Annotated in this window: 23 protein-coding genes and 2 rRNA genes (1 of these 25 only partly in view); 4 read left to right on the forward strand and 21 right to left on the reverse strand. The window is 58.9% G+C overall.

Features of this window, described 5'->3' with window-relative positions; all coding sequences use genetic code 11:
- Positions 1–195: 195 nt before the first annotated feature.
- From AC1ME2_RS03025 to AC1ME2_RS03040, 4 genes are read right to left on the reverse strand one after another with little or no spacing between them, the layout of a single operon-like run.
- The gene (locus AC1ME2_RS03025; protein WP_480439233.1) at positions 196–1,107 is read right to left on the reverse strand and encodes a metal ABC transporter substrate-binding protein; all 912 of its coding nucleotides are present in this window, start codon (positions 1,105–1,107) and stop codon (positions 196–198) included.
- 20 nt (positions 1,108–1,127) lie between these two features.
- Positions 1,128–1,997 (reverse strand): metal ABC transporter permease, encoded by an 870-nt coding sequence (locus tag AC1ME2_RS03030; protein ID WP_480439234.1) that lies wholly within the window; start codon positions 1,995–1,997, stop codon positions 1,128–1,130.
- Positions 1,994–2,749: a zinc ABC transporter ATP-binding protein AztA gene (gene aztA, locus AC1ME2_RS03035; protein WP_480439235.1), complete on the reverse strand. Its 756-nt coding sequence runs from the start codon at positions 2,747–2,749 to the stop codon at positions 1,994–1,996. Before aztA ends, AC1ME2_RS03030 begins: the two co-directional genes overlap by 4 nt.
- Positions 2,746–2,877, reverse strand: a complete 132-nt coding sequence (locus tag AC1ME2_RS03040; RefSeq protein WP_480439237.1) for a hypothetical protein — start codon at positions 2,875–2,877, stop codon at positions 2,746–2,748. Before AC1ME2_RS03040 ends, aztA begins: the two co-directional genes overlap by 4 nt.
- Before the next feature lie 161 nt (positions 2,878–3,038).
- Between AC1ME2_RS03040 and AC1ME2_RS03045 the strand changes: the two genes are divergently transcribed.
- Both AC1ME2_RS03045 and AC1ME2_RS03050 read left to right on the forward strand, forming a co-directional pair.
- Positions 3,039–5,213 carry a PA5441 family protein gene (locus AC1ME2_RS03045; RefSeq protein WP_480439238.1) on the forward strand — a complete coding sequence of 725 codons (2,175 nt, stop codon included), beginning with the start codon at positions 3,039–3,041 and terminating at the stop codon, positions 5,211–5,213.
- A 3-nt stretch (positions 5,214–5,216) separates the two neighbouring features.
- A complete protein-coding gene (locus AC1ME2_RS03050) occupies positions 5,217–5,960 on the forward strand; it encodes a DUF3142 domain-containing protein (RefSeq protein WP_480439239.1) in 744 nt (247 codons plus the stop codon).
- Positions 5,961–5,990: 30 nt separating this feature from the next.
- On the opposite strand, the gene AC1ME2_RS03055 is transcribed toward AC1ME2_RS03050, so the two are convergent.
- The 14 genes from AC1ME2_RS03055 to AC1ME2_RS03120 form a co-directional block, all read right to left on the reverse strand.
- Complete coding sequence (locus tag AC1ME2_RS03055) at positions 5,991–6,206, reverse strand: hypothetical protein (protein ID WP_480439240.1); 216 nt, start codon at positions 6,204–6,206, stop codon at positions 5,991–5,993.
- A gap of 179 nt (positions 6,207–6,385) precedes the next feature.
- A complete protein-coding gene (locus AC1ME2_RS03060; protein ID WP_480439241.1) occupies positions 6,386–6,784 on the reverse strand; it encodes a hypothetical protein in 399 nt (132 codons plus the stop codon).
- 49 nt (positions 6,785–6,833) lie between these two features.
- Entirely contained in the window at positions 6,834–9,113 is a 2,280-nt protein-coding gene (gene gspD, locus AC1ME2_RS03065) for a type II secretion system secretin GspD (protein WP_480439243.1), read from the reverse strand.
- Positions 9,113–9,643, reverse strand: a complete 531-nt coding sequence (locus tag AC1ME2_RS03070; RefSeq protein WP_480439244.1) for a type II secretion system protein N — start codon at positions 9,641–9,643, stop codon at positions 9,113–9,115. The genes gspD and AC1ME2_RS03070 overlap by 1 nt, the downstream gene beginning before the upstream one ends.
- On the reverse strand, positions 9,640–10,251 hold the full coding sequence (gene gspM / locus AC1ME2_RS03075; protein ID WP_480439245.1) for a type II secretion system protein GspM: 612 nt from the start codon (positions 10,249–10,251) through the stop codon (positions 9,640–9,642). Before gspM ends, AC1ME2_RS03070 begins: the two co-directional genes overlap by 4 nt.
- Positions 10,226–11,284: a PilN domain-containing protein gene (locus AC1ME2_RS03080; RefSeq protein ID WP_480439246.1), complete on the reverse strand. Its 1,059-nt coding sequence runs from the start codon at positions 11,282–11,284 to the stop codon at positions 10,226–10,228. Before AC1ME2_RS03080 ends, gspM begins: the two co-directional genes overlap by 26 nt.
- Entirely contained in the window at positions 11,281–12,003 is a 723-nt protein-coding gene (locus AC1ME2_RS03085; RefSeq protein WP_480439247.1) for a type II secretion system minor pseudopilin GspK, read from the reverse strand. Before AC1ME2_RS03085 ends, AC1ME2_RS03080 begins: the two co-directional genes overlap by 4 nt.
- Positions 12,000–12,632 carry a prepilin-type N-terminal cleavage/methylation domain-containing protein gene (locus AC1ME2_RS03090; protein ID WP_480439248.1) on the reverse strand — a complete coding sequence of 211 codons (633 nt, stop codon included), beginning with the start codon at positions 12,630–12,632 and terminating at the stop codon, positions 12,000–12,002. Before AC1ME2_RS03090 ends, AC1ME2_RS03085 begins: the two co-directional genes overlap by 4 nt.
- Positions 12,629–13,018 carry a type II secretion system protein gene (locus AC1ME2_RS03095; RefSeq protein ID WP_480439250.1) on the reverse strand — a complete coding sequence of 130 codons (390 nt, stop codon included), beginning with the start codon at positions 13,016–13,018 and terminating at the stop codon, positions 12,629–12,631. The genes AC1ME2_RS03090 and AC1ME2_RS03095 overlap by 4 nt, the downstream gene beginning before the upstream one ends.
- On the reverse strand, positions 13,015–13,452 hold the full coding sequence (locus tag AC1ME2_RS03100) for a GspH/FimT family pseudopilin (RefSeq protein WP_480439251.1): 438 nt from the start codon (positions 13,450–13,452) through the stop codon (positions 13,015–13,017). The genes AC1ME2_RS03095 and AC1ME2_RS03100 overlap by 4 nt, the downstream gene beginning before the upstream one ends.
- 9 nt (positions 13,453–13,461) lie before the next feature.
- On the reverse strand, positions 13,462–13,899 hold the full coding sequence (gspG, locus tag AC1ME2_RS03105; RefSeq protein WP_480439252.1) for a type II secretion system major pseudopilin GspG: 438 nt from the start codon (positions 13,897–13,899) through the stop codon (positions 13,462–13,464).
- 26 nt (positions 13,900–13,925) lie between these two features.
- The gene (gspF, locus tag AC1ME2_RS03110) at positions 13,926–15,128 is read right to left on the reverse strand and encodes a type II secretion system inner membrane protein GspF (protein WP_480439253.1); all 1,203 of its coding nucleotides are present in this window, start codon (positions 15,126–15,128) and stop codon (positions 13,926–13,928) included.
- A 2-nt stretch (positions 15,129–15,130) separates the two neighbouring features.
- On the reverse strand, positions 15,131–16,849 hold the full coding sequence (gene gspE / locus AC1ME2_RS03115) for a type II secretion system ATPase GspE (protein WP_480439254.1): 1,719 nt from the start codon (positions 16,847–16,849) through the stop codon (positions 15,131–15,133).
- An 88-nt stretch (positions 16,850–16,937) separates the two neighbouring features.
- Positions 16,938–17,156, reverse strand: a complete 219-nt coding sequence (locus AC1ME2_RS03120; protein ID WP_480439255.1) for a hypothetical protein — start codon at positions 17,154–17,156, stop codon at positions 16,938–16,940.
- Positions 17,157–17,623: 467 nt separating this feature from the next.
- Here AC1ME2_RS03120 and AC1ME2_RS03125 point away from each other — a divergent pair, with 467 nt between their 5' ends.
- Positions 17,624–20,401, forward strand: a complete 2,778-nt coding sequence (locus AC1ME2_RS03125) for a beta-glucosidase (protein ID WP_480439256.1) — start codon at positions 17,624–17,626, stop codon at positions 20,399–20,401.
- Between the two features lie 51 nt (positions 20,402–20,452).
- Here AC1ME2_RS03125 and AC1ME2_RS03130 read toward each other — a convergent pair whose 3' ends face one another.
- Entirely contained in the window at positions 20,453–21,127 is a 675-nt protein-coding gene (locus AC1ME2_RS03130) for a TetR/AcrR family transcriptional regulator (protein ID WP_480439257.1), read from the reverse strand.
- A 298-nt stretch (positions 21,128–21,425) separates the two neighbouring features.
- Between AC1ME2_RS03130 and AC1ME2_RS03135 the strand changes: the two genes are divergently transcribed.
- Entirely contained in the window at positions 21,426–21,746 is a 321-nt protein-coding gene (locus AC1ME2_RS03135) for a YXWGXW repeat-containing protein (protein WP_480439259.1), read from the forward strand.
- Positions 21,747–21,897: 151 nt separating this feature from the next.
- Here AC1ME2_RS03135 and rrf read toward each other — a convergent pair.
- Positions 21,898–22,013 (reverse strand): 5S ribosomal RNA (gene rrf / locus AC1ME2_RS03140).
- Between the two features lie 146 nt (positions 22,014–22,159).
- A 23S ribosomal RNA gene (locus AC1ME2_RS03145) occupies positions 22,160–23,989 on the reverse strand (it continues 1,061 nt past the right edge of the window).

Below are 23,989 nucleotides of genomic sequence, written 5' to 3' on the forward strand. Positions count from 1 at the left end.
GCGATAAGGACCGAAGGGCCTTCCTGCGACATCGGCGCCAACCCATTTGCGACTGCTTCGCAGCCGATCGCGGGCAAGCGCGCTCCTACAATTTGCTGCGCGACAGCGCGGCGTCGAGTACGGCGCGGAATCTCGTGTTGTATCTGCCGGTAAATATGAAGTGCCCCCACCCTAACCTGACTAGCAGCTCTGAAATTACTGACCAGACGTGGCGACCTTACCTTGCATCGCTGCTGTTAGTTTATCGACGTTGTAGCGGAACATTTTGGCGTAGGTCGCAGCCGGGCCGTCTGCGGGAGATAGGGCTTCGACGTAGAGTTCGCCACCTGGCTGCGCGCCACTGGCTGCCGCGATTTGCTTGACCAGCCGTGGGTCGCCGGAGTTTTCGAAGAAGTAGGCGCTGACCTGTTCGCGCTTGATTTGACGGATCAATGTGGATACGTCGGCGGCCGATGCTTCAGCTTCGGTGGAGAATCCCAGAGGTGACAGAAAGGTCACGCCATACGCATCGCCGAAGTAACCGAAGGCATCATGGGACGTGAGGACTTTGCGCTGCGCAGCGGGGATCGCCTGGACTTGCGCACGGGCATAGCTGTCGAGTTGTTGTAACTCAGCGATATAACGCTCGCCGTTGGCCTGATAAACAGGTGCGCCCTCCGGATCGGCTTTTTCCAGCGCGGCGATGATGTTGCGTACGTAAATAACGCCGTTGGCTGCACTGTTCCAGGCATGCGGATCAGTGATGCGCTTGCCGTCCTCTTCCATGCTGCGGGTCTTGATGCCATTGGACAGAACCACCGGCTGGCCTTGATAACCAGACGCCTTGATCAAGCGATCAAGCCAGCCTTCCAGATGCAGGCCGCTGACGAACGCCACGTCAGCCTTTTTCAGGGCCTGAGCGTCAGCCGGAGTAGGCTCGTAAACATGAGGATCGCCGTTGGGCCCAATCAGCGAGGTGACATGAACCCGGTCGCCGCCAACGGTGTGCACCATGTCAGCGATGATCGTGAAAGAGGCCACGGCTTCCAAAGGCTTGGCTTGGGCCAGTGTGGCAAACATGGACAGCGAGAAAGCCGCCATTGCACCTAACAACATTGCTCGTTTCATGACATTCCTTGAGTGGGCTTTCAATGGGCCAGATGGGGTTTTGGAAACAGTCGACGCACAATTCCGGTACGTCCAAACAACAGCGAAAACACATAGAAGGCGCTGGCGGTCAGGACGATGGTGGGACCGGAGGCAACGCCTAAGTGATAGGACACGATCAACCCGATCAGGCCGGAGAGCGTTGCCACAAGGGCCGAGATCAACATGAGTGCGCCCAGGGATGTCGCCCAAAAACGTGCCGCGGTGGCGGGCAGCATCATCATCCCGACGGCCATCAGTGTGCCCAGGGCCTGAAAACCTGCGACCAGGTTAAGCACGACCAGCAACAGAAACAGCACGTGATAAAGCGAGCCGCGTCCGCCCACTGCCCGAAGGAAACCAGGGTCGAAACATTCCAGCACCAGCGGTCGATAAATCAGTGCCAGCAAGATCAAGGTAAACGAGGCGATCCCGCTCACCATGTAAATGGCGCTGGCGTCGATGGCGAGGATGGTGCCGAACAGCACATGCAGCAGGTCCACGTTTGAACCGTGCAACGACACGATCAGTACACCCGCCGCCAGGGACGTCAGGTAAAAGCTGGCAAAGCTTGCGTCTTCGCGCAACGCTGTGAGTCGGCTGACCAGCCCCGATAGCAATGCCACCGCCAGCCCCGCGATCAGCCCGCCGAAGCCCATCGCCGGCAGCGACAGGCCCGCGAACAGAAAGCCAACCGCCGCCCCCGGCAGCACCGCGTGGCTCATGGCATCGCCGACCAGGCTCATACGTCGGAGCATCAATAACACGCCCACCGGACCCGAGCCGATACCCAGCGCCAGGCAAGCCACCAAGGCCCGGCGCATGAAGCCGAACTCGACAAAAGGTTGGACGAGATTGGCATACAGCATCATGGTTTGTCCCCTTGTATATCGGCTGCGCACAACTCGGCATCCGCGCTCCAGAACTCGGCCATATTCCGCGCCCGACGCAAGTTTTCGATGCTCAACACGTCAGCGGTATCGCCCCAGGCAATCGTCTCGCGAGCCATCAACAGCGTCTGTGGGAAGTGTTGACGGACCTGCTCAAGATCGTGCAGCACCGCGATCACCGTGCGGCCTTGTCCGTGCCAGACCCGCACCAGTTCCAGCAGATCCCGGGTCGTGCGCGCATCGATGGCGGTGAACGGTTCATCCAGCAGAATCACCGCCGCATCCTGTAGCAACAAACGGGCAAACAGCACGCGCTGAAACTGCCCTGACGACAGCGAACCGATGCTGCGTCCGCCGAAACCTTCAAGGCCGACCGCCGCCAGCGCCTCTTGCGTCTGCTTGCCCTGATCGCGAGTCAGCCCGCGAAAAGAGCCAATGCTGCGCCAGGCGCCCATCGCCACGATGTCCGCGACACTTAACGGAAAACTGCGGTCGATCTCGGCAGCCTGGGGCAGATAACCCAGCGTCCGTGTCGCCAGCTTGCCGAGATCGACCCGGCCGGCGGCAGGCTTCATCGTGCCGGCAATGGTTTTGATTAACGTCGATTTGCCCGCACCGTTAGGGCCAACGATGGCCGTCAGGCTACCCGCCTCGAAGCGACCACTGATGTGGTGCACCGCAGGGCGTCGTTCGTAAGCGACGGTGAGATTGTCAAGAGCGATGGCAGCACTCATGGAATGGCCACCGCCCATACGACAGCCAGCCACAGCAACAACAGCATCGCGAGTGACAGCAGCACCCGTTTCCAGGCAGATTGGGCCAGCACTGAACTGGCAATAGAGGGTGCGCGAGGAGCTTTCACTGGACAGAAACTCGAAATCATTTGTTATATTATTACATATCTTTTCTGGTTTGAGTTTTCCTTTTTTTGCTCGCGCCGCGAAATGTCTCGTGGCGCTCGCTGTATCATCACCAGCGCTCGCTCCCTCGATTTTCATGCGTTCCCAGAATTAAGGACAATTCATGCGTACCCGCTTACTGATTTCCACGGCATTCGTGGTTGGCGCCGCCGTGTGCGCGCAGGCCCAGGCCAGCTCTGATGGTGCTTGTTATCCGAGCTGGTCGTTGTTCAAGAGCACGCCGGATGTGTGCAACAACCTGGCCTTTCTCAACCCTGGTAACGACAGCCGGGTGAACCTGCACCTGCTGCTGGCCGATAAAGGTGTGTTGCCGCTGACGCCCACTGCACTGGGCAATGACGATCTGTCCGAGGGTTATGGCCCCGTACCGTTCCCGGTGTATCGCCTCAACCCGGCGGCGTCCGGGGACGTCACCAACGAACCCGGCACATCCAGCACTGCTGCCTTGGGCAAGGTACTGGAGCAACTGGGGATCACGCGTGAGGGCGTAGCGACCGCAGGTGACGCCTTCCTGTCCGGCGAAGGCAGCCGGTGTCGGAGCAATTCCGACGACAGCGCCATGGCCTTTATCAGTCAACTGCTGAGCAGCACCGAGCTGTCCGCAACCGAGCGTCAGGCATTGGCTCGCAGCCGGATGCAAATGCTCGCCGCGTGCAGTTGGGAAAGCGCCCAGCAAGCCAGTCTGCTGCCAACTGATATTCAGTCGGTACAGGGCAAGGCCTTCGCCACTTACCTGCAAGCTGCCGGGGATTTCTACAGCGGCCGTTTCGCCGATGCCGGAAAGGCATTTGCCACGCTGGCTGACAGCCCGCAGCCTTGGCTGAAGGAAACCACGCTCTATATGACTGCCCGCACTGCGCTGAATACCGCCCAGCAAAATGCGTTCGACGAATACGGTGTGCTGACCCTCGAACAGGTGGACAAGGCGAGCCTGCAACAAGCCCAAAACGCGTTCCAGAGCTACCTGAGCACCTATCCGACAGGTGATTACGCCGTGTCGGCCAGAGGTCTGTTGCGGCGCGTACACTGGCTGGACGGAGACGCGGGCAAACTCGCCGAGGACTACATCTTTCAATTGACCCAGACCCAAGAAACGCAACGTAACGTTTCCCTGGATGGATTAGTCAACGAAGTCGACACCAAGTTACTGACCGGCAGCGCCGAAGCGGTTCAGACGCCGTTGCTGTTGGCGATCCATGACTTGATGCAGATGCGCGATCAGTCCAGACAGAAGCTGACCCTGGCCGGCTTACAGGCGCAAAAAGCCGTTTTCGCCCAGCAACCGGCGCTGTATGACTACCTGCAAGCGGTGTTTGCGCTCTACGTTGACAAGAACCCGGACAGCGCCTTGAAACTGCTGCCGAGCGATCTCCCATCAACCCTCGATTACCTCGCCTTTAGCCAGCAAACCCTGCGCGGCCTGGCGCTCGAAGCCCGGCAAGACTGGAAAGGCGCCGAAGCCCTTTGGCTGCAACTGCTACCGTTGGCAAAACAACCGTTGCAACGTGAACAACTGGAACTGGCGCTGGCCATGAACTACGAGCGCAGTCAGCAGTTGGCCAAGGTTTTCGCTGTCGACTCGCCGATCAAGACCGCGCAAATACGCTACATACTGCTGCGGCAGTTGGCGGATGCGCCGTTGCTGCGTCAGCAAATCACCCAAGGGCTGGAGGCCACCGAGCGCGATACGGCGTTGTTCGTTCTGCTCTACAAAGACCTGCTGCGCAGCCAGTACCAAACGTTTGCCAACGACTTGAAGCGGTTACCGGGTAAGCCGTCGGAGGAAAAATTAGGCAGCAGCCTCGGCTATGTCTATACCAACGGCCAGGCGCTGAATATGTTCCGGTGGAACGGTGACAAGGCCGAGTCCGGCTACGCCTGCCCAGGCATCGCCGACATCGCCGAAAACTTGCAGAGTGATGGCAAAAACCCACAAGGCTTGAACTGTCTGGGGGAATTCATTCTGCGCAACGGTCTCGACGGCATGCCTCTGGAACAACGACCCAACGTCGGCAACCTCGGCGGCACAGCGTCAGCGTTCATGGGTGACGTTTTTTCGAGACTGAACGGCTATCAACAGGTCATCGGTAATGCAAAGGCCCCGCATAAAGACCGGGCTTATGCTTTATTCCGCGCCATCAATTGCTATGCCCCTGCGGGCTACAACAGCTGCGGCGGCAACGACGTCACCCCAGAGGTGCGCAAAGACTGGTTCCGCCAACTGAAGACCGGATTCGCTGACACGACCTGGGGTAAGTCATTGCGGTATTACTGGTAAGCAATGACACGCCTCGGTCGCTGCTTGTTACCTGTCGGGCTGCTGTTGGGCTCATTGTTGCTCGCCGGGCCTGCCTTAGCAGCGGTGGACGCCCGCGACTATGACGCCTTCTGGCTGTGGAGCGGCGTGGCCCCGCAGCCGGTGTTGGCCCAGGCCAAGACCCTCTACGTCCTGCAGGGCCAGATCAGCGCCTCCAGGCAGGACCCGCAACACAGGGTTAACTTCATCGCCCAAGGCATGGCCGTGCCGCAGCTGCAGCTGCAGCCGAGTCAGCGTCAGGTTTGGGTGGTCTACCGCGCCCACACCCTGCGTTGGCCAGCGTCTGTGTATACGCAATTACTGGGGCAAGTGAAGCGCTGGCAACAGGCAGGCAATGCTGTGGTCGGCATCCAGATCGACTTCGACGCCCGCACCCTGTACCTGCAAGAGTACGTCAGCTTCCTGCGCGACCTGCGTCAACGTCTACCCAAAGAATACCGTCTGAGCATCACCGGCCTGATGGACTGGAGTAGCAACGCTGACCCGGACGTTATCGGCCAGCTCAAAGGCGTCGTCGACGAAGTCGTGGTGCAAACCTACCAGGGACGCCACAGCATCCCCGACTACGCCGCGTACCTGCCGCGCCTGAGCCGCCTCGGGTTGCCGTTCAAGATAGGTTTGATTCAGGGAGGGGAATGGCAGGAACCGGAGTATCTGAAGAACCGTCCGTGGTTCAGGGGGTACGTGGTGTTTTTGCAGAATAGGTAGGATCAAACAGCGCGGTGCTACCGAAACAACTTACCGGCGATAGTCCTGGTCTCTACCCTCACGATCATGTCCCCGGTCCTGCTCATACCCGCGATCATCGCCACGGCCACGATCATCGCCACGGTCACGTTCGTGGCCGCCGCCATGATCGCGACCACGTCCGCCTCCATCATCCCAGTACGGCCAGCAGCCTCCCAGCAGGAGAGAGCCTGAAATCACCAAGATAAATACAGATATTCGTTTCATTTTATCGTCCTGAAAAGCGAGGGTCAGAGCCCCGGCAAAGGGTTGTCGCGGCACGTGGATGTCAGTCCAGTACGCGATCAACTCAAGATACGACCACAAAGCAGATCAATGATTCACCCGCGCAACGTGAACGATAGCGCAATAGAACTTCAGCGACTGGGGTCGCCGTGAGCGTGCGCTTAGTTGTGGGAGCAGATCATCGCGAGGAACTGATTCTCCACGCTGACACCACTCGGCGCCTTGTCATCCCAAAGGATCAACTCGCCGTTGTAATACGCAAAGTAGTTGGTGTTATTCGTATCCCGCTGGTGGGCGAAGCCACACACCGCAAGGTCCTGCCCGGTTTCGTCCGTGGCAGTCCCGAACAGCGGATCAAAGGACCAACCGCCGCCATCAAACCCGGTGAGTGCCTTCGCCTCAGCCGCGCGTTTATTCTCTGCCGAGACCGCCACTTTAAACCGGGTCGGATGAGTACTGGTGCTCTTCGCTGCTTCCGGTAACGGGGTATTCGAAGGCTCATTGCTGGCGCAGCCCGCCAGAAACAAGCACGTCAAACCGAGTCCAATAATCATCTTCATTGATGCGCCCCACGCCAATTAACCGACCTGTACCGTAACACAGCCCCCTTTATTGTTTGAGCAGTTGCATCTGCTGACGATAGTCGTCGGTCACCTGTCGCGACTGACTGCTGCTGGTAATCACCCGTGGCGTTATCAACACGATGAGCTCAGTCCGGTCCTTGGATTTGCTGGTATTGCCGAATAGCCAGCGCAAGCCGGGGATACGTCCGAGGTAGGGAACGCTGCTGTCGCTTTCGCTGTTGTCCTGTTTGATCAAACCGCCCAGCAGTACAGTCTGGCCGCTTTGCACGGCGACTTGCGTCGAGACTGATCGGGTGGAGATGCGCGGATTGGTGGTGGTTGTCGAGCTTGAACTGGCGCCGGCATCGCTGACCTGTTGCTGAATGTCCATGTAGACCAGACCGCCTGGGTTGATCCGGGGCACTACGTCGAGAATCACGCCGGTTTGTATGTATTCGACGCTGCTCAGCGTGGTATCGGAGTTGCTGGTATTGACGGTGGTTTGACTGATGGGAATGTTATCGCCCACTTGAATTTGTGCCGGTTGGTTATTCATCACCACCAGCGACGGCGCCGACAGCACCTGGGTACGGCCATTGGTTTCCAGCGCGTGCAACGCAACTTGCAAGTTGGTGCTGACGAAGGAGTAGAACAGCGAGTCGGTCGCCCCCAAGCCTGCCCCGCCGGCCCCTAAGGCGCCCTGGCTGCCAGAGGTGTTGGCGACAGTGGTGCTGGAGGCGTTTTTCGCCAGCTTACCGAGGTACCACTGCACCCCCATGTCCAGCTCACCCGTGAGTTTGACTTCCAGAATGCGTGTTTCTATCTGCACCTGAAGCGGCGGATTGTCGAGGCGCTTGATTACTGATTCGATTTCCTTCCACTGGGCAGGACGCGTGCGTACCAGCAACTGGTTGCTGCTTTTCTGGGCGGTGATGCGGGTGCTGGAGTCGATGCTCTTTGCCGCAGTCCCACCGCCCTGCTCCGCGTTGTCGCCCTGACTGGCGCTGTCGTCGCCCGTGTCCGAGCTTTGTGTGTCGTCAGTGGTGGTGTCCTGGCTCTGGTCCTGCTTCTGATTCTGGTTGCCGTTCAGATTGCTGCTGTTGCCCAGCCCCCCGTTGCCGCCCATGCCACCCGTGCCGCCCGACCCGTTGCTTGAGTTAAGCGAAGACAAGGTAGCGATTCGCAGTCCTGGCGCGACTTTGGCGGCAGGCTCATCCTTGATCGCGCCGTTGCCATAAATCTGCCGCAGGTATTTGGCCAGGTCGGTGGCTTTCATGTTGCGCACGTCATAGACGTACATCTGCGGCTCGTTGCCGCCACCTTCGTCGATGGTGTGAATCCAGTCACCCACTTCGCGCAGGTATTCGGGTTGCGACGAAATAGCCACCACCGAGTTGGTCCGCTCAATCGGCAGAAAACGCACCATCCCGGCCAGCGGCATACCGCTATTGGGGCCGAACATTTTCTGCAACTCGGGCATCAACTCGCCGACTGAAGCGCGTTGCAGGCCATACACACCCACGGACATGCCTTTGAGCCAATCGACATCGAAGGTGTCGATGGTGTCTTGATAATTGGCCAGCTCATCCGGCGTGCCCGCCAGGCTCAGCACATTGCGCGCAGGGTCCACCAACAGAAAGGCGTTTTCCCGGGCAAACGGTTTGAGCAGTTTCTGCATTTCGGTTGCCGAGATATAGCGCAGTGGGAACAACCGCGCCGACAGACCGGTGGACGGTTGCGACACGGTCATTTCCGGCACCAACTTACCTGCAACAGCCTGACTGGCCGGGAGGATCACGTAACGATCGCCTTGGCGAATCATCGCATTATCAGTCCAGGACAGCAGCGTTTCCAGAATCGACAGCGCCTGTTTTTTATTGACCGGCTTGGACGTGGAGAAACTCACATCACCTTTGACGCCCTCCGCGATGCTGTAATTCTCGTGCAGCAGGTCACCCATGACGCTGTTGATCACCGCCTGAATCGGCTGATGGGTGAAGTTGAACACAATATCGCCACCTGCCGGTTCAGCCCTCGCGGCAGTAGCGGCAGGTGGCTGTATGAACCTCTGATTGCCTTTGATGATCTGTCGCTGCGGCGAGGTGGCGACTTGGGGCTGAGGCGCCTCGGTTGGTGGCTGCTCTGTTCCCGGGTCCACCGGCTGACGTTGTGAGCCCGTGCCTTGCAGGGCTTCATGCAGCAAACCGCTGTCTTGATCGGGGGTATCGGGTGTGGTTGCACAGCCACCGAGGGCGACGGCAGCAGCCAGGCAAAGCAAGGGTGTACGTAAAGTAGCGATGCTACGACCTCCTGAAGGGGTGCCCATCACGGGGCGGAATCATGGGGAAGTGAAATGGGTGGGGTATTCGACGGCGCGGGAAGCCGGGGTGCAGGTAACCGCAAGATTTGCGTGCGGCCGTCAAGCGTAAAACTGGCTTGCGTCGGCGCGAGCCGTTGCAGCGTCCAGCCATTGGGCAACTGCTGACCCTCGTTGACTTTCAACGCCGGACCTTCGGCCTGCTTGAGCAGGGCAACATGCACATCGCCATTGATAACCACCCCGGTCAGCGTCAGGCCGGCCAGACTCGAAGCCGGTGCTTGCGCCTGCGCGGTGGACTGATCCGGACTGCGATCAGTACTGAACAGCGGTGCCTGCCAGGTATTGGCCAGGCTTTGCAGACTCGCCTCCGGCGCCTGAGTGACAGAACGCTGATCCCCCGGCAGCGTGGGTGGCGACCGTTCGGGTAACCAGTGCGGCGAATGGCCGACACCGCTGAACAGCGCTGCAATCAGCACTGCCAAGGCGGCGGCCAGCCCCAGCAAGCAGCGTTCGAACCCGCGAAGTGAGCCAATCATGGCGTTGCCTCCGCCACAGCGGCAGGTTGCAGATAGCCCCGCACCAACAGGTGCACGGCGAGTTTCCCAGCACCGCCGCCAGTGGGCGCATCGGGAGCCCGACGCACGCTCAGCTCATCGACGAACAGGAACGGCCGCTGGTATTCAAGCTCATGCAGGATCGCCGTCAGCGGTTCGATGGCGCAGTCCAGGGTCAGGCTGACCTTCACTTGCCGATAAGGCTCGGTGCTGTCCTGTTCCGGGGTGATCGGCATGCGCTGGGTCAATGCACAGCCGCCACCGGTGTTGGCGTGGCTGTGAATCAGATCGGCGATGCGCTGCATCAGATCTGCGGCAACGGCGCTGGGGTCCTCGCCCGGCAGGAGGCTGGTGCTGCTGGCGGGATCGCGGCGGGCGTGTTCCAGTTGCTGGCGTAATGAATCACCCTGCTGCAACAGTCCGGCGTAGCGCTGCTGCTGCTCACGCAACGGCGCGGTCTGCTCGTTGATCTCGCGCAAGGGACCGGCGAACCAGCTGTCGATCAACAGCCAATAGCCAGCGCAAAGCACCAGCGCCAGAACGATCAAGGCGGCGCCCCGGCGTTCACGGGGTGTCAGTGGTCGGCGCATCGGCGGTCTCCTGATGCAAGTGAGCGCGCAGGGAAAAATGATCCTTGCCGGTTTGCGCATCGGGTTGGATCACACCCTGGAACTGGGCGTTCTCAAGATTCGGGCAGGTCTTAATTCGCGCGATCAAGGCGCTGGCCTTGGCGCTCTGACCGGAAAATGAGACGTCTGCGCTGTCATTGATTTCCAGCAGATCGAGCCAGGTGTCGCGGGGCAGGCACGCGGTCAACTCGCTGAGCAGCGCGGCGAGCGGTGGCTGGGCCGCCTTGCGCCGCAGCAGGTAGCTGGCCGCACCACGGGTATTGGTCAATTGCTGACGCAACTGCTTAACCTGCGCAACCTGGCTTTTTTGCGCCTGCACAGTGGCTTGCATCTCGCTGAGCAGGCGTTGCCGATCGTTCAACCAGAGCACCATCACGGCGACCAGCAACCCTGCGCAGACCAGCAGCAGTTTGCGCTGCAATCCACGACCGGACCGGCGTTGGCGCGGGCGTAGCGGCGCGGGCAGCAAATCAATGCCCAACCGCCCATCGCCAACACGTACATCCACCGCATGCACGCGCAAGCCCTGCTCTGCGCAGTCAGCCAGGATCCGATCAAGGCGCTCACGAACAATGGCGACCAGTATCACCTTGACGAAGGTAGCGCTGCGGCCATCCTGTCGCGCCACGAAATACAGCTGCTCGCGGTCGAACGGTGTGTAACGGTCCAACTCGTAGCCGACCACCGTGGGTAAATCCCGCGACGCCGCTATGGGCAGTTGCAGCGTCTGAACCAACACGGCCTCAGGTGGCAACAAAAGGATCTGCCGCACTTCAGCGGAGACCGTCAGCGTGGGCGCAGACAAGGGCCAGGCATGCACGCACTCGGGCGTTTCGCGGACCAGTAACTGGCGCACTCGCAAAGGCAGGCACGCACGCAACTCAGCCAGCCATAGCTGCCAGCCACGCTGCATAAGGCTGCCACGCCACTGCTGGACGATGCGTTCACGCCATGCCCAAACGGGCGCTAGACGCACTGAATTCAATGGATTCATTCTTGCCAACGCAACACCTTATAAGGCTGTGCGCCTCCCTCCGATGGGTTCAATAACACAATGGTTTCCAGGCTGGCCGACAGGCCGCCCGGTAGTTGCGCCTGGCTGTCGATGACAACCACCTGACCGGGGTCGGCGCCGACGGCGCTCTGCTTCGGCAGGTTCAGCGCACGGCGCAATAACACTGTCGCGAACGCCGGAACAGGACGGTCTAGCCCGCTCCACAAGGTGATCTCGGGCAGCAGGCGGGTATAAAGCGTCTGCGTCATGCCCGGTAATTGCCGCACTTCTTCAATTACCCGTAAGGGCGGCTGACCGCCAGCCCTGCGGGTTTCCAGCGCCTGCGCGATGGCTGAGGCCTGATCCCTGGCGGCGCCGCAGGCCTGGGCCAAGCGAACAATGTCGGCCACCACCGCGCTATTCAGGTCAAGCTTGCCGCGCTCGCTGCGCACGCTCACCGTCAGTTGCGCGTCGTCAAAGCGCAACCCGAGCGCACGACCGTCGGCGACCCAACGGGAACGTTGCAACGGATCCAGCAACGCCTGCACCGCAAGGTTCACACCCGCCTCGGCAGCCAGCAGCGCACGGGTGTGTTGGCGTTGCCAGAGCGCTTGCTTGTTTTCGAGCTGCACCCAGCCAGCCAGACCGGCCAACAACAGACTGAGCAACGCCAACGCCCACAGCACCAGCAGCAGGGCCACGCCTCTTTGCCGCCTCATTGCCCGCCTGCTCCGCCCGATAGATCCAAACGCAACGCAACCACCTCGCTCAACCAGGCCACGGGGCCGCCGACCCGCGCATCGATACGCACCGCACGCGGCAGACGGTTCGGCCACGGCCAGTCGGAGACCCAGCCGGTCGCCTCGCCCTTGGGTGAGAAACCGCGATAACTCAGGCTCAAGTCCTGCACGTCGCGCAGTAATACCTGCGGCTCACCCCACGGTTGCGAAGCATTGCCTGCGACACCGTTCTGGATCTGCGCGAAAGCGACCTGCAATCGTCGTGCGCCAGGGGGACCGCTCAGCGCCAGGGTATGCCGTTGAATCCCGCCGCCCAGTGCCCCGGGTAATGTCGCGACAAATTGCAGACGCTGCGCCGAGCCTTCGAAAAAGCCGCTGGTCTCGCTGTCATCTTCGGACGTGTCGAGGGGCAGCGCCTGACTGATAGAGGCGCGCAAAAAGGCCTGGGCGGTGCGTATTTCATCCAGGCTGACGGTGTAACGTTCGGCCTTGAGCACCGCTCGGTTAGCGCCCAGCAATGCGCTGCCGACCAAGGTCAGCAGCACGCCCAAAAGACTCAACACCACCATGATTTCCAGCAGCGTGAAGCCGCGTTCACGCGCCCTCACAAGTCCGACTCAGTGGACGAGCCAGTGCTCGGCCCGCGTATCCGCAAGGTACTGAAACGCGCCTGCCGCTGAGCCTCGCTGATACTCAGGTCCAGGCGAAACAGGCGGGGCTGCTCAGCCCGGGTCGGCTGTTGTAGGATCGTCAGCTGCCAATGAACACTATCGTTCAATACACCCTCGCGGTGCCCACTTTGCAGGGGGCCGGCGCCTTCTTGATCAAGCAGCGTGCGTGCGGCCAGGGTTAGCCGGTCGCTGCGCGCAACCTGCTGCAACGAACGAGCGCTCTGTCCAAAGGCAACCAACAGCACGCTGCAGCACACCGCCATCACCGCCAATGCCGCCAGCATTTCCAACAGGGTAAAACCGGCTTGCTCAGGGAGCCTCATGGCAGGCTCCGAAGCTGCACACTGCCGGTCAACCAACCCACGTCGATACGCCACCGTCGCTCGTCATGGGTTAGCACAAGATTGCCGCCACTGGAGCTGCCATCGGGATAAAACTCCACGGCAGCGCCCAGTTCTGCGGCCGTGTGCAACGCCACGCTCAGGTCTGCCGGCCAGTGATGCTCGGCCTGGCCTGGCGCCTGAAACACAAAACGGTGTAAGTCAAAAACCACCTGTGCCGGTTGACCGCTGACGATGGCGTTGACCCGGGTCGCGCGCAACGCCTCGACCATCTGCCCGACTGCACGGCGCTCGCCAGCGGAGCGCATGCCTTGCTGCAAACCAAAGCCCACCAGCCCGACCGCGATGCTCATCAAAACGATGACCACCAGCATCTCCAGCAGGGTGAAGCCTCTATTTGCAGCGGACGATGTCATGGCGGCGGGTTATTCCCAGTTGCCCAGGTCGGCACTGTAACCTTCGCCGCCGGGTTGGCCGTCCTGACCATAGAAAATCAAGTCGAAGGTACCGTGCTGGCCCGGAAAGCGGTAACCGAAGGCGTGGCCAAATGGATCTTTCAGGTCCGACGGCTTCGCGTATGGACCCGCCCAACCCGAGGCACTGCCGGATTTTTCGACCAACTGTTGAAGATTTTTCGGTGGAGAACCGAGGTCCAGTGCATAGCTCTCGACCTTCATGCTGAGGCTGGCCAGTTGCGCCTTGCCCGCCCCGTATTTGCCCTTGTCGACGTTGCCGCCCACCTGACGCACGACGATGGTCGCGACGATCCCAAGCAAGACAATCACGGCGAGCATTTCCAGCAGCGTGAAGCCGCGCTGACGACGGCCAGGTACAGCGTTGAATCGGGTTCGGGTGCAGCTCATTACGTTGATTCCTCGTGGACAATTTTTCAGATATTGCTGGTGAGGCTCATCAGCGGCAGCATGATTGCGAGCATGATCACGGCCACCATCGCAGCCATGACCACGGTCAGCGTCGGTACCAAGGCCGCGAGCATGCGGTCGATGCCACGCTTGGCCTCGACGTCGAAAACGTCGGCGACCTTGAGCAGCATGCTGTCGAGTTCACCGGCCTGTTCACCGACTTCGATCATTTGCAACGCCAGATCAGGCAGCAGCGGCTGGGCACCAAATGCGCTGGCCAAGGTGCCGCCACCTTTGACCGACTCGGTCGCCTGCTCTACTTGCACCTGCAAGGCCCGGTTGGTGCAGACTTGACGAGCGATGACCAGCGCTTGCAGCAGCGCGACCCCGTTGCTGAGCAACGTACCCAGCGTGCGCGCCAGCCGGGCCGCTTCGATTCGCTGCAGCAAGGGGCCGATGACGCGAATTTTCAACAAGCGACGGTCACGGCGTTGACGGCGCTGCGGGTCTCGCAGACGCAGCGCCGCGCCCCAGATCAACACGATCATTGCGGCCAACACCGCCAGACCGTAATCGCCGAGAAACTGCCCGAGGTTCAAAATGATTTCGGTGATCAGCGGAATCGGCACGCCCAGATCCCGAAAAATCGGCACGAACTGCGGCACTACATACGTCAGCAACAACGCCAGCGAACCCAGTACGCCGACCACCAGAAATGCCGGATAGATCAGCGCGTTGATCACTTCGCCGCGCAGCGACTGACTGCGCTCAAGGTAATCGCTCAACTGCCGCAAGGTGCTTTCCAGCGCGCCCCCCGCCTCCCCTGCACGCACCATGCTGATATAGAGCGCGGAAAACTGCCGGCCCTCTTCTTCGAGTGCCACCGACAAGGGTTTACCCGCCTTGACCTGCTCACGAATGCGCTTGATCAGGGCACGGGTCTGCGGCTGGCCGGGCTGTTTGAGCAAAATGGTCAGCGAACGCTCCAGCGGCTGACCGGCACCCAGCAGCGTTGCGAGCTGTTGAGTGAAACTGACCAATGCCGCGCCCCCCAGCGTGTCGCGCCCAAGCGCCTGGCGCAGGCCGCCAACACGGGCAGCGTCTATGTGCAGCAGCAACAAACCGCGCTTGTGCAGAGCTGCCACGGCAGCGGACTTGTCTTTCGCGTCCAGAGTGCCTTGCTGCACGACGCCCTGCCCGTCGAGGGCCCGATATTTGAAGGGGGTCATGGTCAGTCTCCGCGAGTAACGCGTAGCACTTCTTCCAGCGAAGTGATGCCAGTAACGGCCTGACGCAGCCCTTCCTCATGCAAAGTACGCAATCCCGCTCGGCGCGCCGCCTGTTCGAGGGTCGCGGCATCGGCATGGCGCATCAACAGGCCGCGCAGTTCTTCGTTCATCACCAGCAATTCAGTGATCGCGCTGCGCCCGTGATAACCGCCACCCGCCGCGTCCGTGCGCGGCCGATAGAGGCGAATCGGACGCTCGTCAGTGAAACGCTCCAGTTGGTGTTCGGCGATCAACTCCGCAGGTGCATCGAATGCCTCACGGGTCGCCGGATCGAGACGGCGCACCAGACGCTGGGCAAGAATGCCGTTGACCGTGGAGGCAATCAGATAGCTTTCGACCCCCATGTCCAGAAGCCGGGTAATACTCGCTGCCGCGCTGTTGGTGTGCAGGGTCGAGAGGACCAGGTGGCCGGTTAGCGAAGACTGGATGGCGATACGGCAGGTTTCCAGATCGCGCATCTCACCGATCATGATCACGTCCGGGTCCTGACGCACGATAGAGCGCAGGGCCCCGGCAAAATCCAGCCCGATTGCCGGCTTAACCTGGATCTGATTAATCCCTTCGAGCTGATACTCCACCGGATCTTCGACGGTGATGATCTTGCGTTGCGCAGTATTGAGCCGGGACAAGGCGGTATAAAGGGTGGTGGTCTTACCGGAGCCGGTCGGCCCGGTGACCAGCAAAATGCCGTGGGGACGGTCGAGTACATCGAGGAAGGCGTCCAGCCGCGCACCGTCGAAACCCAGGCTGGGAAAGTCAAAATTAATGGTCTGGCGGTCCAGCAGCCGCATGACCACCGACTCGCCGAAACTGGTGGGTACGGTCGACACGCGCAGGTCGAGTTCCTTGCCTTGAATACGCAACATGATCCGCCCGTCCTGGGGCAAACGTCGCTCGGCGATATCCAGCCGGGCCATGATCTTGACCCGGGAGATCACGGCTGCCGACGAACTGGACGGTGGCGCTTCGGCCTCATGCAGTACGCCATCAATGCGGTAACGCACCTTGAGCTGGCTTTCGAACGGCTCGATATGAATGTCGGAGGCGCGATGCTCGACGGCTCGCTGCAGGATCAGGTTGACCAAACGGATCACGGGCGCCTCGGACGCCAGATCTTTCAGGTGCTCGATATCTTCCAGTGAGCCACCTTCGTCATCCAGGTTCTCGATCAACGTACCCATGGCCGAGCGACCTTGGCCGTAGTAGCGCTCGATCAAGGTTTCGACTTCGTTGCGCGGCCCGATCGACAACCAGACCGGCACTTCACAGGCGTAGGCGATGGCTTGAAAGGGGTACAGAACGCTTGGGTTAGCAGCCACCACCTGCAACCCGCAGTCGCTCCATCCCACCGGCACTACCTGATAGTGACGCATGAAGCGCTCGGTCAACACCGGCAACGGGTCAAGCACTGCCGGCGCGCTGTCGGCCAGCAACAAGGGGGCCTGCAACAACGCCGACCATGCACGCGCCAATTCAAATTCGGAGACCAACCCCAGGCGCGTCAACAACCCGAGTAACTCGGTGCCCTCGGACTCTAGCAACAAACGTCGCGCACGCTCCAGGTCGACCGTTTTCAACCCAGCGTTTTCCATCAGCCACACACAAATCTGCTTAGCATCAGGAATCAGCAGATGGGTGGAATCGACAGGCATTAACGGCATGGGCACGGACATTCTGTGTAGATCGGAGGGCCAATGATCACAACGCTCCCCCTGAGCGAAGGAGCCTGCGAGAGAAAACGTCAAACCATCAGTTCGATGTTTTCTGGGTGGTGGTGCTTAGCGGACGGCCACCTTTGATGGTCTTAGCCTTCTGTTTTTTCACGGCGTTGGCATCGTGGGTCTGGGTCATCACGGTGGAGTCCGTTGCACCGGATGTCGCCTCCGCATCTGTCGAGTCCGCAGCCATTGCAGCACTACACAGGGTAAAACCTAAAACAATACCAGCGCCGACCAGGGGCAACTTCATAAACGCTCTCCACTCGATAAATATGAAATGACTGTGCTCTAGCCTGAAACTACCGAGCCAGAGCTTATAACCAACAAATTCAGGCAAAGTGCCAGTAACACAATAAATAGACTCGACCTGAAATCGTTAAACCTATCGACTAACTGGTTTAACAAGAGTTCCTGAATTGTAATAAAAAAGTCAAAAACCACTCAAATACGCTTTTGTTTGACTTCTTGTAGCAAGAATTGCCTTAATTATGCAGCCAAAACGCTGCACAAGTCCTTCTCGTGATGGCATATAGGCATGAGACGGGCGAGACAATAAATATAATTCTTATAATATAAAAACAGCAGCCACTAACAACTATCGCACTGAAACATAATCGTTTCAACAGCGCGGTAACGCTAAATCATTGCCCAAATAAAAGTTGTGAGCCCTTAACGATCACAACTAACCCATCTAGTACAAATGTTGTTGGAGGCCCCATGAGTAAACGAAAAATGATCGGTGCACAGTCTGCGCTGGCCTTGCTGGCACTGGCGGTGTCGCAGGTTCACGCCACCGATGCCACTCAACAGGCAGCCCGTGAAGCTCGCGCTGACCAAGCAGCTGACAAGACCCTGGCGACGATGACCCAGGAAGAAAAACTCGCGTATATCGGCGGTACCGCCGGCTGGGATGTGAAACCCCTGACCCAACACGGCATTCCGCAAATTCACGGTGCCGACGGTGGCGTCGGCGTTCGCTACACCAGCGAGGGCAACGATCAAGGTGTTGTCTATCCCTCAGGCCCAAACCTGGCCGCCACCTGGAACCCGCGCCGCGCCATCGACCTGGGTCGCGCGCTGGGTTACGACACGGCGACCGGCGGCTACCAGTTCATCACCGGCCCTGGCACTAACCTGTACCGCATGCCTTATGGCGGTCGCGCATTCGAATACCTGTCCGGCGAAGACCCGTTTTTGGGGGCCAGCCTGGCACCTGCAGTGGTGAACGGCATACAGTCCCGCGGCGTCTGGGCCAACACCAAGCACTTCGCGGCCAATGACCAGGAAAGTAACCGCTTCAACCTCAACGAAGTCATCGATGAACGCGTGCTGCGCGAGATGACCTTGCCGTCTTTCGAGTCTGCTTCGAAGAACAGCAAAACGGCGATGATGATGTGCTCCTTCCAAAAGGTGAACGGCGACTTCGCCTGTGAAAGTACGCACCTGATTCGCGATATTTTGAAAAAAGAGTGGGGTTATACCGGCTTCATCCAGAGCGACTACAACGCGGTGGTCCACGGCCTCAACGCTGCCCAGGCGGGCACCGATCTGGACATGATGGGCTACCAGATGAACAGCACCATCCTCAAGCCTTACCTGGACAGCGGCGAGTTGAGCGCAGCCACCATCGATGACAAAGTGCGGCGCATTCTCAAGCAGATCTACCTGTTCAAATTCGACAGTAAAACGCCGTCGACCGTGCACGACATGAACAGCACTACCAGTAACAAGGTGGCCCTGAACGCGGCCCGCGAAAGTATCGTGCTGTTAAAAAACCAGGGCAGTCTACTGCCGCTGGACGCGAAGAAAGTCAAAACCATCGCAGTGGTCGGTGACTTGGCCAAGTACGCACCGCCGACCGGTTTCGGCAGCGCCAACGTCCTCGCGAGCAACTACATTAGCGAACTGAGTGGTCTCAAGCAGGCGGCGCCCAATGCCAAGGTCGAGTTCATCGACGGGCTGTCGCTCGACCCAACTGCCTCGCTCTGGACCAGCACCGACAAGGCTGGCAACAGTACCAAAGGCCTGAAGACCGAGTTTTTTACCAACACCAACTGGTCGGGCGATGCTGCCACGACCCGCACCGATGCCCACGTGAACCTGGACTGGTCCAGCGACAGCAATCTGCCGGTGAATGGAGACACCGCGAACACCTCGATCCGCTACAGCGGCAAGATCACCCCGACGCAAAGCGGCGAGCAGGTGTTCAAGGTGCGCGCCGACGGTGCTGTGCGCCTGTACGTCAACGGCCAAAAGATCATCGACAACGGCGATGGCGAGCACCTGGTAGGCAACCACATCCCGCCGACCATTCCGGTCTACGCAAAACTGAAACTCGAAGCCGGCAAGGCCTACGACGTGAAGCTGGAATACTCGCGCCGGGATGGCTACCTCTCGACCATGGGCGGCATGGTCGGCGTGCAAATGAGCTGGGCTTCGCTGCAAGCCCCCCAGGATCTGTCCAAGTACGATGCCGTCGTCGTTGCAGTGGGTAACAGCTACGAATACGAAGGGGAAGGCTTTGACCACAGCTTCGATCTGCCGGAATTCCAGAGCGACTTGATCCAGAGCATCGCCAAGGTCAATCCGCACATTGTCGTGACCCTGCACGGCGGCACTGGCTTGAAGATGAGCGACTGGATCGATCAGGTACCCGCGGCCCTCCACGCCTTTTACCCCGGCCAGAACGGCGGTCAGGCCTTGGCTGAAATTCTGTTCGGCAAGGTCAACCCGTCGGCCAAACTGCCCATCAGCATCGAACGCAATATCGAGGACAACCCGGTCTACTCGACCTTTCCTGCATTCGACAACCAGGAAACCCTCAAAGAGATCAGCTACAAGAATGATCTGATGCTGGGTTATCGCGGCTACGAGAAAAATGGCATCAAGCCGCTCTACCCGTTCGGCTACGGCATGTCTTACACCACCTTCAGCTACAGCAATATCACCGTTACCCCAGGCGTGGCCGTGGGCAACACGCCGATCAAGGTCTCGTTCGACCTGACCAACAGCGGCAAGGTGGGCGGTGCTGAAGTCGCCGAGCTGTATGTCGGCCAGCAAAACCCGAAAGTCGAGCGCGCGCTCAAAGAGCTCAAGGGTTACAAAAAGGTCTATCTGAAGCCGGGCGAAAGCAAGCGCGTGACCATCGAACTGAATGATCGCTCGCTGGCTTACTACGATGTGAAAAGCAAGCAATGGGTGGTGGACGCCGATACCTTCAACTTGTCGCTGGGCGCTTCGTCGCAAGACATTCGCCTGAACGCCAAACTGGTGAACCCGTTCCGCCAGGAACTCTCGACCACGACCAGCAACCCGCTACCGCGCGCGGCGCTGAACGCGACAAAAGTGACCCTGTCGACGGTAAAAACAGGCGGCCTGTACCAGCAGAACGAGAACGAAGACAGCGATACGAGCGAAGGCGACGGTTACGACAGCACCGGTGACAGCAGCACGGGCACTACCGGCACGACTCAATCGAGCCAGACCGGCTATTGATCCGCTGAATCAGGGATAGCATCAGGCTCAGGGATGAGCCCCACGCGGACGCTACAGGTCCGTGTTCTGCGTTGTCGGGGCTTGCCGTATTGCCAATTCAACCCGCGCAATATAAACGTCAAATCGCTCGACCAGATCGACCTTCTCGGGAAAGCGCAGCCATTGAATCTGCAACCCGTCCATCATCGCCAGTATCTCCTGGATCAAACCCGGCAGATCGACATCCCCCCGCACCTCGCCCAATTCAACCAGCTCCGTGAGCTGACCGAGCATGCGTGCATGAATGGTTTGATAGCGCTTCTGAAACCAGGCCCAGGCGGGCTGATTATCCAAAAGACTTTCGGCATTCAGAATGGTGAACGCGCGGACTACGCCCGGTGCTGTCGCATTCGAACGATTGATCGCACGCAAGCTGCCCAACAGCCCTGACAAGGTTTTTTCTGCGCGCACTTCATCGGCGATCCTTTGACTGACCTCGTCCCGCCGCTCCAATACGCCCATCAAAAGTGAGGATTTGCTCGGAAAGTGATGCAACAGCCCGGCAACGGAAATTCCGACAATACCCGCCACCTGAGCCATCGATGCGCCGGTATAGCCTTCCAGTGAAAAGACCTGCAACGCCGCATCCAGCAGCTCTTCACGGCGTTTTTCGCCCTTGGGAGCGCGCCGCTGTTTGGGTGCGGCGGCGCGTTCATTACCCGTTCCAGCGGGGTTCGACTGAGTCATATCAGTTTCCTTGATCAACAGGCCGGTACCCTACCCAGAAAGGCAAAATGCTGCAATCAACGTGGAACTGCATCAACCGCTTGGGTGTGTCGACAACCTGAATAATAACGCCAGCAACAAGGGTGCGGATGACCATATGAAGACGCAGCCGTCGCCGACTGACTATATTTTCGTGAACAACAGGCGACGCTCGTTTTGCCCTGAAAAAAATACTTATTCTCGCGACGGATCTTTTCCCTATCTATCGTTCAAATTATTAACTGCGTTCACTTTCGGATGCAGGACTGAAGGAGTTGTCATGAGACGTGTGCGCCCCCTAGTCAAATTACGGCATATTCTGCTCATCCCATTGGCGCTCGCGGCGCTGGCGAGTACGCCAATCTTTGCTCAGAACGAGGTCATCATCCGCCAGGCGCCGCCGCCCATGCGTACGGAGATGGTGCCCCAGGCTCGCCGCGGCTATGCCTGGGATAATGGCCACTGGCGCTGGGATGGCCGTGGTTACGCCTGGGTACCCGGTCATTGGCAGCCCGTAAGACACGGTGCACGCTGGAAGCCCGGGCACTGGCAGACACGCGGGCCAAACTGGGTCTGGATCGAGGGGCACTGGGTACGTTGAGCCCACGGGCGGAACGGCACAAGGGGACGAATATCTTCTGGGCGATGCCGACGAAGCCAAAGAAGTGGCCCAGGAAGGTATCTTAGGGCTGTTTTCCCGTGCACAAACAAAACCCCTGTCTGCATACGCAAACAGGGGTTTCGGAATTTAATCTTGACGATGACCTACTCTCACATGGGGAAACCCCACACTACCATCGGCGATGCATCGTTTCACTGCTGAGTTCGGGATGGGATCAGGTGGTACCAATGCTCTATGGTCGTCAAGAAATTCGGCTGCCGGCTCGTGGTGCTTGCGCGCAACGGGCCAACTAATGGGATGTGATAGATTTGTGTGTTGGCTGCAAACTTTCGACTGTATCGTCTTCACACACATCAATCTGCTTTTCTCTCAGCAGATTGCTTGGGTGTTATATGGTCAAGCCTCACGGGCAATTAGTATTGGTTAGCTCAACGCCTCACAGCGCTTACACACCCAACCTATCAACGTCGTAGTCTTCGACGGCCCTTCAGGGGACTCAAGGTCCCAGTGAGATCTCATCTTGAGGCTAGTTTCCCGCTTAGATGCTTTCAGCGGTTATCTATTCCGAACGTAGCTACCCGGCAATGCCACTGGCGTGACAACCGGAACACCAGAGGTTCGTCCACTCCGGTCCTCTCGTACTAGGAGCAGCCCCTCTCAAATCTCAAACGTCCACGGCAGATAGGGACCGAACTGTCTCACGACGTTCTAAACCCAGCTCGCGTACCACTTTAAATGGCGAACAGCCATACCCTTGGGACCGGCTTCAGCCCCAGGATGTGATGAGCCGACATCGAGGTGCCAAACACCGCCGTCGATATGAACTCTTGGGCGGTATCAGCCTGTTATCCCCGGAGTACCTTTTATCCGTTGAGCGATGGCCCTTCCATACAGAACCACCGGATCACTAAGACCTACTTTCGTACCTGCTCGACGTGTCTGTCTCGCAGTCAAGCGCGCTTTTGCCTTTATACTCTACGACCGATTTCCGACCGGTCTGAGCGCACCTTCGTACTCCTCCGTTACTCTTTAGGAGGAGACCGCCCCAGTCAAACTACCCACCATACACTGTCCTCGATCCGGATAACGGACCTGAGTTAGAACCTCAAAGTTGCCAGGGTGGTATTTCAAGGTTGGCTCCACGCGAACTGGCGTCCACGCTTCAAAGCCTCCCACCTATCCTACACAAGCAAATTCAAAGTCCAGTGCAAAGCTATAGTAAAGGTTCACGGGGTCTTTCCGTCTAGCCGCGGATACACTGCATCTTCACAGCGATTTCAATTTCACTGAGTCTCGGGTGGAGACAGCGCCGCCATCGTTACGCCATTCGTGCAGGTCGGAACTTACCCGACAAGGAATTTCGCTACCTTAGGACCGTTATAGTTACGGCCGCCGTTTACCGGGGCTTCGATCAAGAGCTTCGCGTTAGCTAACCCCATCAATTAACCTTCCGGCACCGGGCAGGCGTCACACCCTATACGTCCACTTTCGTGTTTGCAGAGTGCTGTGTTTTTAATAAACAGTCGCAGCGGCCTGGTATCTTCGACCGGCATGGGCTTACGCAGTAAATGCTTCACCCTCACCGGCGCACCTTCTCCCGAAGTTACGGTGCCATTTTGCCTAGTTCCTTCACCCGAGTTCTCTCAAGCGCCTTGGTATTCTCTACCCAACCACCTGTGTCGGTTTGGGGTACGGTTCCTGGTTACCTGAAGCTTAGAAGCTTTTCTTGGAAGCATGGCATCAACCACTTCGTGTGCCTAAGCACACTCGTCATCAGCTCTCGGCCTTAGAATCCCGGATTTACCTAAGATTCCAGCCTACCACCTTAAACTTGGACAACCAACGCCAAGCTGGCCTAGCCTTCTCCGTCCCTCCATCGCAATAACCAGAAGTACAGGAATATTAACCTGTTTTCCATCGACTACGCTTTTCAGCCTCGCCTTAGGGACCGACTAACCCTGCGTCGATTAACGTTGCGCAGGAAACCTTGGTCTTTCGGCGTGGGTGTTTTTCACACCCATTATCGTTACTCATGTCAGCATTCGCACTTCTGATACCTCCAGCAAGCTTCTCAACTCACCTTCACAGGCTTACAGAACGCTCCTCTACCGCATCACCTAAGTGATACCCGTAGCTTCGGTGTATGGTTTGAGCCCCGTTACATCTTCCGCGCAGGCCGACTCGACTAGTGAGCTATTACGCTTTCTTTAAAGGGTGGCTGC

The organism is Pseudomonas sp. ASL9 (assembly GCF_056680335.1).

Excerpts from the sequence above, each read along its gene's own strand:
- AC1ME2_RS03130 (WP_480439257.1), bottom strand. The coding sequence starts at position 21,127 with ATGACTCAGTCGAACCCCGCTGGAACGGGTAATGAACGCGCCGCCGCA.
- AC1ME2_RS03095 (WP_480439250.1), bottom strand. The coding sequence starts at position 13,018 with ATGAGGCTCCCTGAGCAAGCCGGTTTTACCCTGTTGGAAATGCTGGCG.
- AC1ME2_RS03025 (WP_480439233.1), bottom strand. The coding sequence starts at position 1,107 with ATGAAACGAGCAATGTTGTTAGGTGCAATGGCGGCTTTCTCGCTGTCC.
- aztA (WP_480439235.1), bottom strand. The coding sequence starts at position 2,749 with ATGAGTGCTGCCATCGCTCTTGACAATCTCACCGTCGCTTACGAACGA.
- gspG (WP_480439252.1), bottom strand. The coding sequence starts at position 13,899 with ATGAGCTGCACCCGAACCCGATTCAACGCTGTACCTGGCCGTCGTCAG.
- AC1ME2_RS03060 (WP_480439241.1), bottom strand. The coding sequence starts at position 6,784 with ATGAAGATGATTATTGGACTCGGTTTGACGTGCTTGTTTCTGGCGGGC.
- gspD (WP_480439243.1), bottom strand. The coding sequence starts at position 9,113 with ATGGGCACCCCTTCAGGAGGTCGTAGCATCGCTACTTTACGTACACCC.
- AC1ME2_RS03070 (WP_480439244.1), bottom strand. The coding sequence starts at position 9,643 with ATGATTGGCTCACTTCGCGGGTTCGAACGCTGCTTGCTGGGGCTGGCC.
- gspF (WP_480439253.1), bottom strand. The coding sequence starts at position 15,128 with ATGACCCCCTTCAAATATCGGGCCCTCGACGGGCAGGGCGTCGTGCAG.
- AC1ME2_RS03085 (WP_480439247.1), bottom strand. The coding sequence starts at position 12,003 with ATGAGGCGGCAAAGAGGCGTGGCCCTGCTGCTGGTGCTGTGGGCGTTG.
- AC1ME2_RS03125 (WP_480439256.1), top strand. The coding sequence starts at position 17,624 with ATGAGTAAACGAAAAATGATCGGTGCACAGTCTGCGCTGGCCTTGCTG.
- AC1ME2_RS03100 (WP_480439251.1), bottom strand. The coding sequence starts at position 13,452 with ATGACATCGTCCGCTGCAAATAGAGGCTTCACCCTGCTGGAGATGCTG.
- AC1ME2_RS03120 (WP_480439255.1), bottom strand. The coding sequence starts at position 17,156 with ATGAAGTTGCCCCTGGTCGGCGCTGGTATTGTTTTAGGTTTTACCCTG.
- gspM (WP_480439245.1), bottom strand. The coding sequence starts at position 10,251 with ATGCGCCGACCACTGACACCCCGTGAACGCCGGGGCGCCGCCTTGATC.
- gspE (WP_480439254.1), bottom strand. The coding sequence starts at position 16,849 with ATGCCGTTAATGCCTGTCGATTCCACCCATCTGCTGATTCCTGATGCT.
- AC1ME2_RS03050 (WP_480439239.1), top strand. The coding sequence starts at position 5,217 with ATGACACGCCTCGGTCGCTGCTTGTTACCTGTCGGGCTGCTGTTGGGC.
- AC1ME2_RS03030 (WP_480439234.1), bottom strand. The coding sequence starts at position 1,997 with ATGATGCTGTATGCCAATCTCGTCCAACCTTTTGTCGAGTTCGGCTTC.
- AC1ME2_RS03080 (WP_480439246.1), bottom strand. The coding sequence starts at position 11,284 with ATGAATCCATTGAATTCAGTGCGTCTAGCGCCCGTTTGGGCATGGCGT.
- AC1ME2_RS03045 (WP_480439238.1), top strand. The coding sequence starts at position 3,039 with ATGCGTACCCGCTTACTGATTTCCACGGCATTCGTGGTTGGCGCCGCC.
- AC1ME2_RS03055 (WP_480439240.1), bottom strand. The coding sequence starts at position 6,206 with ATGAAACGAATATCTGTATTTATCTTGGTGATTTCAGGCTCTCTCCTG.
- AC1ME2_RS03135 (WP_480439259.1), top strand. The coding sequence starts at position 21,426 with ATGAGACGTGTGCGCCCCCTAGTCAAATTACGGCATATTCTGCTCATC.